Source organism: Variovorax sp. EBFNA2 (assembly GCF_033802765.1).
Classification (GTDB): Bacteria; Pseudomonadota; Gammaproteobacteria; order Burkholderiales; family Burkholderiaceae_C; genus Variovorax; species Variovorax paradoxus_H.
Genome location: NZ_CP138496.1, coordinates 6,332,945 through 6,345,514, shown reverse-complemented (window position 1 = coordinate 6,345,514; position 12,570 = coordinate 6,332,945). Strand labels below are relative to the sequence as shown.

Below are 12,570 nucleotides of genomic sequence, written 5' to 3'. Positions count from 1 at the left end.
CGAGGGATGACCGTTGATGCTGCCCGTGCCTCCCCCACGCCAGTGGCCGAGCGCGCAAGTTTCATAGTGCTCGCGGGGCTGGTGGCGCTCCCTTTCTTGAGCCCGCTGGTCGCGGGGCCCTCGGTCAATACCTGGCAGACGTTCGTCACAGGGGCATGCCTTGCAGGACTGCTGGTGCTGATACCAACAGCCCCTCTGCAACGGAAGATGTGGGTTTGGCTGGCCGCAAGTGCGTTCTTCGTCGCGCTGTCGGACGCGGGCCGAGTCACTGCGTTCCTGTGGCCGACATTGGGCGTGTTCGTGGGAATAGGAGCAGCAGCCTCCGTTGGCGCGGGAGCGGTCAGCGGGCAAGGGCCGTATGCCCGTTCAGTGGCGGTGGGCCTGCTCGCCGCAGGTTTGCTCAGTGCCGTCCTTGGGCTGCTCCAGTATTACGGCTTGGCGGAGTCTCTTGGTCACTTGACTACATCTCCATCGGTGGGCCGTGCCTGGGGAAACCTTCGCCAGCGCAACCAGTTTGCGACCCTGATCAACCTGACTTTGGTCGCGGCGTTGTGGCTGTATGCCTCGCGGCGATCTCGACGCGCCGGGTGGTCGCTGGGGGGCGCAGCCGTTCTGTTGATCGCCGCATTGGCCGCGTCTGTGTCCCGCACGGGCCTGCTGCAGTTGCTGATGATCGTCGGCATCGCCGGTGTCATGGCATGGCGGGAGCGTCACCCGTCGCAAGGAGGAGCGGAGCGCGAGGGTTTCAATCTCCCGGCGCTGTGGTTTTTGCTCAGCGCGCTCCCTTTGTATGCCGCATTCCATTGGCTGTTGCCGTACCTAGCCAGTGTCGGCAGTGTTGCTTCCAGCACCGGCATGCTCCACCGCCTGCAACCCACCGTCGTCACGACCGACAGCCGCGTCGTCCTCTGGCAGAACGTCCTGACCCTCATCGCCCAGCGCCCCCTCACCGGCTGGGGCTGGGGCGAACTCAGCTTCGCGCATTTCGCCACGCTGTACAACGGCCCGCGTTTCCCCGTCATCCTCGACAACGCCCACAACCTCCCACTGCACCTCGCGGTCGAGCTGGGCATTCCGGCAGCGCTATTGATCTGCGGCGGTTTTCTCTGGCTGGTGGCGGCGGCGAAGCCGTGGCGCGAGCACGACCCCTTGCGGCTGATGGCGTGGGGCCTGCTCGGCGTCATCCTGCTGCACAGCCTGCTCGAATACCCGCTCTGGTATGGCCCCTTCCAGCTGGTGTTCGGCCTGTGCCTCGGCATCCTGTGGCCGGCATCGCCCCAGCGCCCCGCAGTGAATGGCAGCCGAAAGCTCGCCACCTTCGCCGCAACAGCCTGGATCGCCGTCATCGGCTACGCCGCCTGGGACTACACCCGCATCAGCCAGATCTACCTGCCGCGCGACGCGCGCCTGCCGGCCTACCGTGACGACACGCTCGCCAAGCTCCAGGGCTCGTGGCTGTTCTCACGCCAGGTGGATTTCGCCGAACTGACGCTCACCGCCGTCACACCGGCGAATGCCGCGCACATGCACGAACTGGCCGGGCGCGTGCTGCACTTTTCGCCCGAGCCGCGCGTGATCATGAAGTTGATCGAAAGCGCCGAACTGCTGGGGCGCGATGCCGAAGCGCAGGCGTTGGCCGCGCGCTTTCGGGTGGCGTTTCCGGCTGCGTTCGCCCGCTGGATGGACAACCGCCCGGACGATGCGCCCGAGCTGTAGCCGCTTCACTCACTCCGTCGTGGCGACGTAGCTCCCCGACTTCCCGCCGTGCTTCTCCAGCACATGCACGTCGGTGATGCGCATCCCGCGGTCGACGGCCTTGCACATGTCGTAGATGGTGAGCAGCGCGACCTGCACGGCCGTGAGGGCTTCCATCTCGACGCCGGTCGGGCCGACGGTCTCGACGGTCGCGGTGCAGGCCACCTGCGGCGCCTGGCCGCCCTCGGCGAGCGCGAAGGCCACGGCCACGCGGGTCAGCGCGAGCGGGTGGCACAGCGGGATCAGGTCGCTGGTCTTCTTGGCCGCCTGGATGCCGGCGATGCGCGCGATGCCCAGCACGTCGCCCTTCTTGGCGGTGCCCGATTCGATCAGCGCGAGCGTCGCGGGCTGCATCTCGATGCGGCCGGTGGCCACGGCCACGCGGTGGGTGGCGGGCTTGGCCGCCACGTCGACCATGTGGGCCTGGCCTTGGGCGTCGAAGTGGGTGAGGGTGCTCATCGGTGAACGTTCGTTTTGAAGATGCATCATACGAGCCCGAGCCACAGACGAGGAATGCCGCGCTTGACTCCTTCTTCCCCCAAGAAAACCCGCCCGGCGCCCTTCCGGCATGCGGTGTGCGCTACTTTTTTAATAGCTTCCCAGGTGCTGCTGCCGGCCCCCGCGCTGGCGCAGGTGCAGCAGATCCTGCCGGGCCTCGGCGACGGCGGCGAGATGACCGCGAGCGCCGAGCGCCGGCTGGGCGACCAGATCGTGCGCGAGCTGTACCGCGACACGGACTACATCGACGACCCGGTGATCGCCGCCTACGTGCAGGACATCTGGCAGCGCCTGCTGGACGCCGCACGCGCGCGCGGCGAGCTCACGCCGGAACTCGACGAGCGCTTCGCCTGGACGATCCTGCTGGGGCGCGACCGCAACATCAACGCCTTCGCGCTGCCGGGCGGCTACCTCGGGCTGAACCTGGGGCTGCTGGCCGCGGTCGGCAGCCGCGACGAGCTGGCGACGGTGCTCGGGCACGAGCTGTCGCACGTCACGCAGCGCCACATCTCGCGCATCATGAGCAAGCAGGGCAAGCAGATGCCCCTGATGGTCGCGGGCCTGATCCTCGGGATGATCGCGGCCAGCAAGAGCCGAAATTCCGACGCCGGCCAGGCCGTGATCATGGGCAGCCAGGCGCTGTTCATGCAGAACCAGCTGAGCTTCTCGCGCGACATGGAGCGCGAGGCCGACCGCATCGGCTTCGGCGTGATGACGCAGGCGGGCTTTGCGCCGCAGGGCGCCGCGGCGATGTTCGAGAAGCTGCAGTACGCCTCGCGCCTGAACGACAACGGCTCGTACCCCTACCTGCGCAGCCATCCGCTGACGACCGAGCGCATCTCGGACATGCAGGGCCGCTTCCAGTTCCGCGCCGATGCCGCACCGCCGGTGGTGCCGCTGGTGATGGACCACGCCATGGTCGCCGCGCGTGCCCGCGTGCTGACGCGCCCGGGTGTCGACGTGTTGCGGCTGTGGGTCAACGCGGCGTCGAGCGGCGAGTTCGCGGGCAGTTCACCGGCGCAGCAGGCGGGCACGCTCTACGCGGCGGCGATGGCGGCCAAGGCGCTGCGCGACTTCAAGGCGGCGCGTGCGCTGGCCGAACGGCTCGTGACCCGCACGGCGGACGACGCGGCCGCGAGCAAGCAGGCGCGCTGGCTGCAGGCCGAGATCGAACTCGCAGCCGGCGGCGCGCCTCGCGCGGCGGCGTTGCTCGACGCCAAGTCGAAGGAGCGGCCCGAGATGATCCTCGCGGCCGAAGCCGCGATCGCCCAGCGCCAACCCGCGCCGATGGTGCCGGTGCTGCGCGATTGGGTGGCCGTCCATCCGCGCGACGCCACGGTCTGGCGCACGCTGGCCAACCTGTACGGTGCGCAGAACGACACGCTGCGCGCGATCCGCGCCGACGCCGAGGCCAACGTGGCGATCCTCGATTACCCGGCGGCGCGCGACCGCTTCAAGGCGGCGCAGGAACTGATCCGCAAGTCGGGCGGGCCGATCGATCACTACGAGGCATCGATCGTCGACACGCGCGCGCGCGCCGTCGACGTGCTGGTCAAGCAGCAGGCCGAGGAGCCGCCGCTGAAGTGATGATGAAGGGGAAGAGGGCGGTGCCGCCGGCGCTCAGCGCCGTGACGACAGCAGCCCGCCCAGCGCGCTCTCGATGAGCAGCCCGAGCAGCGAGTAGATCAGCGAGCCCACCAGCGCCGCAAAGAAGCCGCTGACGTGGAACCCGCCGAGCAGGCCCGAGGCGGCCCAGAACAGCAGGGCGTTGATCACGAACAGAAACAGCCCGAGCGTGACGATGGTGACCGGCAGCGTCAGGATCACCAGCACCGGCCGCACGACCATGTTGAGCAGGCCGATCACGGCCGCCGCGAGCAGCGCCGAACCGAAACTCTGAACCTGGACGCCGCTGTAGAGGTAGGCGACCGCGAGCAGCGCGACGGCGCTGAGAAGCCATTTGAGGAGGATGCGCATGCGCCGCAGGATACCCCACGGGCCCGCACAAAAAAACGCCCCGCTGCGTTGCCGCAGCGGGGCGTGTGTCGGTTCGAAGGGCGTGTGGCCCGGGGCTTACTCGGCCAGTTCGTTCGCCAGCACCAGCAGTGCGCCCATGCCCATCACGGCGCCGGGAAAGGCCCAGCCCGATTGCTTGGGCGGGGTCTGGTCGGGTGTGACCGGTTCCAGGTCGACGCCGATCTTCGGGCGGCGCGCATCGACCACATGGGTGGCCGCGTGCTCGCGCTTGAGTTGCTGCGTCAGGTCGGTCAGCGGGCCCTTGGCCAGCACCGCCGTCACCTGGCCGCCGTTGCGTTCGAGCAGCGGCAGCATCTGCGCCTGCACCTTGCTGAACCACTTGGCGCGCCAGTTCTCGCGCGCGCTGTGGCTCACCCACTTGCTGATCCGGTGTGTCATGCGCGGCGCGCAGGCCACGAGCACCCAATGGCGCGCCACGACGTTGTCCGCATCCGGCGCCAGTTCGGCGAACTGCTCGCTGGCATAGACGGCGTCGTCGACGTAAAGAATGATCTTTTCCATGGGTGCTCTCCTTTGATAGTTAGAGTGACAGAGACCGGATTGATGCAAGAAGTTTCAGTGCGGGGCGTTTATCGACCGATGAACGCTCAGTGGGCCGGGGTGGCGGGAGCCGGCTTGCGCGAGGCCACCCACTTGCCGATCGCCAGCACCAGCAGCGCACCGAAGACGCCGGCGGCGTACTTGATGGTGTCGGTCTGCGGCACCTTCGGCACCCAGGTCCAGTTGGTCGGGTTCGCCAGGGCGGGGTCGGACACGGCCATCGTGCCGGCGATCCAGCCCAGCAGCATGCCGCCCAGCGTGATGATCATCGGGAAACGGTCCATCAGCTTGATGACCAGCTGGCTGCCCCAGACGATGATCGGGATGCTCACGAGCAGACCGAAGATCACCAGCGGCATCTGGTGGCCGTCGCCCGCGCCTTGTGCGGCACCGGCGATGGCGATGACGTTGTCCACGCTCATCACCAGGTCGGCAATGATCACGGTCTTCACGGCACCCCAGAGCTTGTCGCTGCCGGTGATGTTGCCGTGCGCGTCGTCATGGTCGGGGGCCAGCAGTTTCACGCCGATCCACAGCAGCAGGATCGCGCCCACCAGCTTCAGGAACGGAATCGCGAGCAGCGTGAGCGCGAAGAAGATCAGGATCACGCGCAGGATGATGGCGCCGGCGGTGCCCCACAGGATGCCCTGGGTGCGTTGCGCGGGCGGCAGCTTGCGGCATGCCAGCGCGATGACGACAGCGTTGTCGCCGCCCAGAAGAATGTCGATCATGATGATCTGACCGACCGCGACCCAGAATTCCGGGGTCATGAACTGTTCCATAGATTCCTCATTGTCTTGGCAGCGCGCCCGCAGCTCCCTGGAGGGGACCACGACGGGCAGCGGCATGCCGATGCGTTTCGATTCACCCTGCGCGGGTGCGGTCGAGAGCGGGGGTGCGAAGGCCGGGTGACACCGGGGACTTGCGAACGCTTCGACCAAACCTGCGCAGGTTCAAATCGAAGGTCTCGCTCGACGACAGCAGGCGCGCCGACAGGCGTCGGCGCGTGTGTCGCCCGCCAGGCCGGAAGTGTTGTGCTTCGTATTGACGACCTGACGATTCACGCTGCCCGGGAACAGCGATCGGGAGCTACTCCCCTTCGTGGGCGGGATTAGAGCATTGAAGACAGGGCCGAGGCAACCAAAAGTTTTCTTCACATTTGAAAGCGATTCTTCTGCAGCCCGCATGCATTGGGCAAAGCACGCTCTGCTTTTCGTAGCGTCCATGCCCCTAAAAAGGCGCGGGACATTGCGGGACTATGATCGCCGCTCGCTGTTTTTTCACTCTTCATGGCCGCCATCCACATCACCGACATCGAGGCCGCCATCAACCACTGGCGCGAGAAGTCTCCCTCGCCCGACGGCATCACGCTGGCGCCCGAACTGCGCGCGCTGGCCGAGGTCTATGCGCTCATGGTCTTCCACCACGAAGACGAGGTCGACGAGGTCGGCTTTCCTGCCAAGGCATGGGCCGCCTGGCTCGACTGGTACCACAGCACGCCCGACACGCCCTGCATCGCGATCTGCTCGACGAGCCAGGGCGACGACGAGTGCAAGGGCTGCGGGCGCAGCTTCGACGAGGTGCAGTACTGGCCGGCGATGACGCCGGTCGAGAAGCGCGTCACCTGGCGCCGCATCACCATGGAAGACTCGGCGTGGCGCTTCAACCGTTATGCCGAGCGCGCGCGCGAAGCCGAGCCGGCGCAGCAGCCGGCCGAGGCTGAGCCCGAGTTCGATCCCGACACCGACAAAAACTGGGCGCCCTGACCATGCGCCGCCTCGCGCAAGCCCCCAACCTCGCGATCGCGACCGTGTGGGCGCATGCCTTGCGCGAAGAAGGCGTGGCCGCGACGGTGCAGCGCGAATTCCTCGGTGCGGTCATGGGCCAGCTACCGCCCGACCAGTGCCTGCCCGAGATCTGGATCGACGACGAATCGCAGTACGAGCTCGCGAAGCGCTTGCTGCACGAACTGCAGAACCGCCCGCAGCGCAGCTGGCGGTGCGTGTGCGGCGAGCAGGTCGAAGGCGGTTTCGAGCAGTGCTGGCAGTGCGGCGAGATGATGCCGGCCGCCTAGCTGCGCGGGTTCACTTCCAGCGCAGAAGCTCGACGTCGATGCTGTTCACGCCGTCGCCCAGCGTCAGCGTGCTTTCCTGGATCGTTGCCTGCAACTGCATGCTGCGCTGCGCCAGCTTGGCGAGCGCCTGCGAGGCTTCGGTCGGCACGCGGTAGACCTTGAGGTTCTGCGGCCGCGTGAGCTTGTTCTCGATGCCGCGCCACCAGATTTCGGCCGCGTGGTTGAAGCAGTAGACGATCACCTCGTCCGCCTTGCCGCAGGCCTTGATGATGGGCTTGTCTTCCGGCTGGCCGACCTCGATCCAGATTTTGGTCTGGCCCGTGAAGTCGCGCAGCCACACGTCGGGCTCCTCGACGTTGGACAGCCCCGCGCCGAAGGCCAGCGTGCCGTCGCCGTTGCAGATGTCCTGCAGCTGGTGCGCGTTGAGCGCGAGCGCGACCAGCCGGATCATCATCCGCTCGTCGGTCTCGCTGGGGTGGCGCGCCAGGGTCAGCGCATGGTCGGCGTAGTAGCCGTGGTCGATGTCGGCAACGGCGAGGGTGGCCTTGAAGATCGTGGACTTGAGGGCCATCAGACGCGCTTTGCCAGCTCGGCCGCCTTGCCGGTGTAGCTGGCGGGCGTCATGGCCAGGAGGCGGGCTTTTTCCTCTTCGGGAATGGCCAGCGAACGGATCAGCCCGTGCAGCGCCTCGGCCGTCACGGTCTTGCCGCGCGTGACTTCCTTGAGCTGCTCGTAGGCGCCCTGCACGCCGAAGCGGCGCATCACGGTCTGGATCGGCTCGGCCAGCACTTCCCACGAGGCGTCGAGGTCGTCGGCCAGCGCTTCTTCGTTGAGCTCCAGCTTGCCCAGGCCCGTGGCCAGGCTGGCGTAGGCCAGCGTGGCGTAGCCGAAAGCCACGCCGATGTTGCGCAGCACCGTGCTGTCGGTCAGGTCGCGCTGCCAGCGGCTGATGGGCAGCTTCTCGCTCAGGTGGCGCAGCACCGCATTGGCCAGGCCCAGGTTGCCCTCGGCGTTCTCGAAGTCGATCGGGTTGACCTTGTGCGGCATCGTCGACGAGCCGATCTCGCCCTTCTTCAGGCGCTGCTTGAAGTAGCCCAGGCTCACGTAGCCCCAGATGTCGCGCGAGAAGTCGACCAGGATCGTGTTGACGCGCGCCACGGCATCGAACAACTCGGCCATGTAGTCGTGCGGCTCGATCTGGATGCTGTACGGCTGGAAGTTCAGGCCCAGGCCCAGCGGCGCGGGCGTCTCGACGACCTTGCGGCTGAAGGCTTCCCAGTCGAACTCGGGCCAGGCGGCCAGGTGCGCGTTGTAGTTGCCGACGGCGCCGTTCATCTTGCCGAGCAGCTGCACGGCGGCGATTTGCGCGCGGGCCTTGGTCAGGCGCACCGCCACGTTGGCGATTTCCTTGCCGACGGTGGTCGGGCTGGCGGTCTGGCCGTGCGTGCGCGAGAGCATGGACACGTCGGCGAACTGGTGCGCCATTTCGCGCAGCTTGGCGATGAGGCCGTCGATGGCCGGCAGCACCACGGTGTCGCGCGCGGCTTGGATCTGCAGGGCGTGGCTGGTGTTGTTGATGTCTTCGCTGGTGCAGGCGAAGTGCACGAATTCGGCGGCGGCCAGCAGCTCCGGCCGGGCTTCGAACTTCGACTTGATCCAGTATTCGACGGCCTTCACGTCGTGGTTGGTGGTCTTCTCGATGTCCTTGATGGCCAGCGCGTCGGCCTCGGAAAAGTGCGACACCAGCCCCATCAGGTACTTGCGGGCGCCGCCCGTGAGGGGCTTGAACTCGGCAAAGCCGCAGTCGGACAGCGCAATGAACCAGGCCACCTCCACCTGCACGCGACGGTGCATATAGCCCTGTTCGCTCATCAGCGGGCGCAAGGCCGCGAGTTTGGCCGCATAGCGGCCGTCAAGGGGGGAGAGGGCGGAGACGGTGGAAAAGCTCATGCCCGAATTTTAGGCGGCCCCCGGCGGGTCGCGCCGCGGGGGAATTGGGGCGGCGACTTTTTCCCTTCACCTAAAATGCCTGCGAACAAACGTTAACAAACGATATGGGGAGAGAGCCTTCATGAAACTGATCGGATCCGCCGCCAGCCCTTATGTGCGCAAGGTGCGCGTGGTGCTGGCCGAAAAGCGGCTCGACTACCAGTTCGTGATCGAAGACGTCTGGTCCGCCGACACCACGATCGCCCATTCGAATCCGCTGGGCAAGGTGCCGTGCCTGATCATGGAAGGCGGCGAGGCGATGTTCGACTCGCGCGTCATCGTCGAGTACATCGACACCCTGTCGCCCGTGGGCAAGCTCATTCCGCAGCAAAGCCGCGAACGCGCCGAGGTCAAGACCTGGGAAGCGCTGGCCGACGGAGTCATGGACGCCGGCGTGCTCTGGCGCCTCGAAGCCACCTGGACCGGCCGCGCCGACGGCGAGCGCAGCGCCGCCTGGATCGAGCGCCAGCGCGTCAAGGTCGAGGCCGGCGTGGCCGCCATGGCCAAGGGCCTGGGCGACAAGCCCTTCTGCAGCGGCATCCACCTGAGCCTGTCGGACATCGCGGTCGGCTGCGCGCTGGGCTGGCTGGGGCTGCGTTTTCCCGAGATCGACTGGCGCGGCGAACACGCCAACCTGGCCCGGCTGTACGACAAGCTCATGCTGCGGCCGAGCTTCATCGACACCCAGCCCTGAAACGACAAAGCGCCCCTTGAGGCGCTTTTTTCATGGGCCGTTCGGGCCACCACGTGCCGGAAGGTCGGCGGGGCGCTGCGTCATCGCGGGCCCCGCTGGCGGCGGGAAGACAAAAATGCTGCGAGGCGCCCCGACACGAAGGAGGGAGGGAGGGAGGAGGAGAAGAATCGCCTCGGGATTTCAACCGGACGGCAGGCGCCCGGAAGACCTCGCAACATGAAAACCTGTGGGCATTTGCCGCCCACGCTCAAGTATGAGCGCGGCTCCGGTGCCCGGTTCCCGGTCGAGTGGTAAACGTTTGTGACTCAAAGTTCACATTGCAGGGGGCCGCATTGCGCATCACAGCAGCCCGGTGCATGCGTCAATCGCCCGCCTTGTCCTGACTCGGCCCGAGCTGTTTCTCGATGACGTTCACAAAGCCGGTTTCGTCCGGCGCCGTCATGCTCGACCAAGCCTGCACCACCTTGCCGTCGCGCCCGATCAGGTACTTGTAGAAGTTCCACTTCGGTGTTGTGCCCGAGGCCTGCGCGAGCTGCTTGAACAGCGGGTTGGCATCGGTGCCGCGCACCGACGACTTGGCGAACATCGGGAATTTCACGCCGAAGGTGCTTTCGCAGAAGTCGGCGATTTCCTTGTTGGAACCCGATTCCTGGGAGAAGTCGTTCGAGGGGAAACCCAGCACCACGAGGCCGCGCGCGCGGTACTTCATGTCCAGCGCCTCCAGCCCCTTGTACTGCGGGGTGAAGCCGCAAAAGCTGGCCGTGTTGACCACCAGGACCACTTTTCCGGAGTACTGGCAAAGGTCCTGGGGCTTTTCATCCTGCAGCCGCGGGAAGCTGTGTTGCAGGATGGCCGGGCACCCGGCGGCGGCGCCACCCGAGGGCGCTGCAGGCGCGGCGGGGGCCGTCTGGGCACCCACCGGGAGGGCGGCGGCGAGGCCCGCCACGAGGGAAAAGGCCGTGGCGCAACGTCGCAGCGTCGACAATCGGGCGGGGGTTCGCATGACGGGCTCCTGGATCGAAAGGGGGGTGTGCATCTATGGCGCAAGCGCGCGCGTAAGCACATCATCGCGCGTCTGTCACGGGCGCGCCAAACGGCCCGATTAAAATCGGCGGCCATTGAAAGACTTTGATGCTCTACCCGGAACTCTTCAGACAACTCGAATCCGTCCGCTGGGACATGGACAAGGACATCCCCTGGCAGTCGTTCGACGCTTCCTTGCTGACCGAAGAGCAGGCGCAGACCATCAAGATGAATGCCATCACCGAGTGGTCGGCGTTGCCGGCCACCGAGATGTTCCTGCGCGACAACCGGCACGACAGTGACTTTTCGGCGTTCATGTCGATCTGGTTCTTCGAAGAGCAGAAGCACTCGCTGGTGCTCATGGAGTACCTGAAACGCTTCAGCCCGCAGCACGCGCCCACCGAGCAGGAGCTGCACGAGGTGCGCTTCGACTTCGACCCCGCGCCCCCGCTCGAAACCCTCATGCTGCACTTCTGCGGCGAGATCCGCCTGAACCACTGGTACCGCCGCGCCGCCCAGTGGCACACCGAGCCGGTCATCAAGCACATCTACACCACGCTGAGCCAGGACGAAGCCCGCCACGGCGGCGCCTACCTGCGCTACATGAAGCGCGCCATGGAAAAGTTCGGCGACGAGGCCCGCGCCGCCTTCACCAAGGTCGGCGTGCTCATGGCCAGCGCGCGCCGCACCGCCCAGGCGCTGCACCCGACCAACCTGCACGTGAACAAGGCGCTGTTCCCGAACGACACCATCCAGAGCCGCATGCCCGACCCCGACTGGCTCGAGCACTGGCTGGACAAGCAGATCAAGTTCGACGCCGTCTGGGAAACCAAGGTCGGCGAGCGCATCCTGCACAACCTGAGCCTCTTGATGAACCGCAGCTTCAAGACCGTGCAGGAGCTGAACCGCTACCGCAAGGAAGTCTCGGCCACGCTGGGCCCCAAGCCCGAATACCAGGGCGCCTGAGCCGCTCCCAGACTTCGAAGAAATCGCCCCGCATTCCGGGGCGATTTTTTTTGCCCGCCGGCTGTCACAGCGCGCGGGCCTCGAACGTCTAATCGGGCATGGACGACCCGACCCTCACCTTCGACAGCCACCGCCGCCGCCTCCAGGGCATCGCCTACCGCATGCTCGGCTCCGTGGCCGAGGCGGAAGAGGTGGTGCAGGACGCCTGGCTGCGCTGGCACGAGGCCGACAAGGCCAGTTTCGACAGCGCCGAAGCCTGGCTCGTGACCGTCGTCACGCGCCTGTCGATCGACCGGCTGCGCAGCGCCAAGGTCCAGCGCGAGCACTACATCGGCCCGTGGATGCCCGAGCCCACGCTCACCGGGTCGCCCGACACGCCCGAAGAAACGCTCGAGCGCGTCGACAACATCTCCGTCGCCTTCCTGGCCGTGCTCGAGCGCCTGGCGCCCGAGGCGCGCGCCGCCTTTCTCATGCGCGAGGTGTTCGACGCCGACTACGACGAGATCGCCCAGACCCTCGGCAAGAGCGAGGCCGCCTGCCGCCAGCTCGTGCACCGCGCCAAGGCGCAGGTGCAGGAGGCGCGCCCGCGCTTCCAGGTGTCGCGCGACACCCACCAGCGGCTGCTGCGCGCCTTTGCCGACGCCGCCGCGCGCGGCAGCATGCAGGACCTGAAGGCGCTGATGGCCGAAGACGTGGAACTCATCGGCGACGGTGGCGGCAAGGTGCAGACCTTCAGCAAGATCCTGCGCGGCAGCCAGCGGCTGGCGCAGCTGTACTACTCGCTCTGGCGCCGCATGGGCGCCGGCGTGCGCATGGAGTTGGTCGAACTCAACGGCGAGCCCGGGATGCTGCGCTTTCTCGACGGCGAGCTCGAATCGGCCCAGACCTTCGAGATCGAGGGCGAGCGCATCGTGCGCATCCGCGCCCAGCGCAACCCCGACAAGCTGGCGCGCATCGCGCAGCTGTTCGCCGCGAAACGGTCTGACTGAAGAAA

Annotated in this window: 14 protein-coding genes; 7 read left to right on the top strand and 7 right to left on the bottom strand. The window is 66.8% G+C overall.

Annotated features, from left to right (window positions below; all coding sequences use genetic code 11):
* Positions 1 to 6: 6 nt before the first annotated feature.
* A complete protein-coding gene (locus RZE79_RS29840) occupies positions 7 to 1,716 on the top strand; it encodes a Wzy polymerase domain-containing protein (RefSeq protein ID WP_319358073.1) in 1,710 nt (569 codons plus the stop codon).
* A gap of 9 nt (positions 1,717 to 1,725) precedes the next feature.
* On the opposite strand, the gene moaC is transcribed toward RZE79_RS29840, so the two are convergent.
* Positions 1,726 to 2,214, bottom strand: coding sequence for a cyclic pyranopterin monophosphate synthase MoaC (gene moaC / locus RZE79_RS29835; RefSeq protein ID WP_319358072.1), 489 nt, complete (start codon positions 2,212 to 2,214; stop codon positions 1,726 to 1,728).
* 54 nt (positions 2,215 to 2,268) lie between these two features.
* Here moaC and RZE79_RS29830 point away from each other — a divergent pair, with 54 nt between their 5' ends.
* Complete coding sequence (locus RZE79_RS29830; protein ID WP_319358070.1) at positions 2,269 to 3,840, top strand: M48 family metalloprotease; 1,572 nt, start codon at positions 2,269 to 2,271, stop codon at positions 3,838 to 3,840.
* 33 nt (positions 3,841 to 3,873) lie between these two features.
* On the opposite strand, the gene RZE79_RS29825 is transcribed toward RZE79_RS29830, so the two are convergent.
* The 3 genes from RZE79_RS29825 to RZE79_RS29815 all read right to left on the bottom strand — a co-directional run bounded on the left by RZE79_RS29825 (position 3,874) and on the right by RZE79_RS29815 (position 5,612).
* Complete coding sequence (locus RZE79_RS29825) at positions 3,874 to 4,230, bottom strand: phage holin family protein (protein WP_101490814.1); 357 nt, start codon at positions 4,228 to 4,230, stop codon at positions 3,874 to 3,876.
* Between the two features lie 96 nt (positions 4,231 to 4,326).
* Entirely contained in the window at positions 4,327 to 4,791 is a 465-nt protein-coding gene (locus RZE79_RS29820; RefSeq protein WP_062475284.1) for a hypothetical protein, read from the bottom strand.
* 86 nt (positions 4,792 to 4,877) lie between these two features.
* The gene (locus RZE79_RS29815) at positions 4,878 to 5,612 is read right to left on the bottom strand and encodes a TerC family protein (RefSeq protein WP_101490816.1); all 735 of its coding nucleotides are present in this window, start codon (positions 5,610 to 5,612) and stop codon (positions 4,878 to 4,880) included.
* A 507-nt stretch (positions 5,613 to 6,119) separates the two neighbouring features.
* On the opposite strand from RZE79_RS29815, the gene RZE79_RS29810 reads away from it, so the two are divergent.
* Both RZE79_RS29810 and RZE79_RS29805 read left to right on the top strand, forming a co-directional pair.
* Entirely contained in the window at positions 6,120 to 6,596 is a 477-nt protein-coding gene (locus tag RZE79_RS29810) for a DUF3717 domain-containing protein (protein ID WP_319358069.1), read from the top strand.
* Between the two features lie 2 nt (positions 6,597 to 6,598).
* A complete protein-coding gene (locus RZE79_RS29805) occupies positions 6,599 to 6,904 on the top strand; it encodes a putative signal transducing protein (RefSeq protein WP_101490818.1) in 306 nt (101 codons plus the stop codon).
* A 10-nt stretch (positions 6,905 to 6,914) separates the two neighbouring features.
* Here the strand turns inward: RZE79_RS29805 and RZE79_RS29800 are convergent, their stop codons facing one another.
* Positions 6,915 to 7,475 (bottom strand): YaeQ family protein, encoded by a 561-nt coding sequence (locus tag RZE79_RS29800; protein WP_056575239.1) that lies wholly within the window; start codon positions 7,473 to 7,475, stop codon positions 6,915 to 6,917.
* Positions 7,475 to 8,854, bottom strand: coding sequence for an adenylosuccinate lyase (gene purB, locus RZE79_RS29795; protein WP_319358067.1), 1,380 nt, complete (start codon positions 8,852 to 8,854; stop codon positions 7,475 to 7,477). Before purB ends, RZE79_RS29800 begins: the two co-directional genes overlap by 1 nt.
* Positions 8,855 to 8,975: 121 nt before the next feature.
* Between purB and RZE79_RS29790 the strand changes: the two genes are divergently transcribed.
* A complete protein-coding gene (locus tag RZE79_RS29790) occupies positions 8,976 to 9,587 on the top strand; it encodes a glutathione S-transferase N-terminal domain-containing protein (RefSeq protein WP_153281498.1) in 612 nt (203 codons plus the stop codon).
* A 361-nt stretch (positions 9,588 to 9,948) separates the two neighbouring features.
* On the opposite strand, the gene RZE79_RS29785 is transcribed toward RZE79_RS29790, so the two are convergent.
* A complete protein-coding gene (locus tag RZE79_RS29785; RefSeq protein ID WP_319358066.1) occupies positions 9,949 to 10,590 on the bottom strand; it encodes a glutathione peroxidase in 642 nt (213 codons plus the stop codon).
* Between the two features lie 128 nt (positions 10,591 to 10,718).
* On the opposite strand from RZE79_RS29785, the gene RZE79_RS29780 reads away from it, so the two are divergent.
* Positions 10,719 to 11,576 carry a ferritin gene (locus tag RZE79_RS29780; RefSeq protein WP_095747294.1) on the top strand — a complete coding sequence of 286 codons (858 nt, stop codon included), beginning with the start codon at positions 10,719 to 10,721 and terminating at the stop codon, positions 11,574 to 11,576.
* A gap of 98 nt (positions 11,577 to 11,674) precedes the next feature.
* Positions 11,675 to 12,565: an RNA polymerase sigma-70 factor gene (locus RZE79_RS29775; RefSeq protein WP_319358064.1), complete on the top strand. Its 891-nt coding sequence runs from the start codon at positions 11,675 to 11,677 to the stop codon at positions 12,563 to 12,565.
* The last annotated feature ends 5 nt before the right edge of the window (positions 12,566 to 12,570 follow it).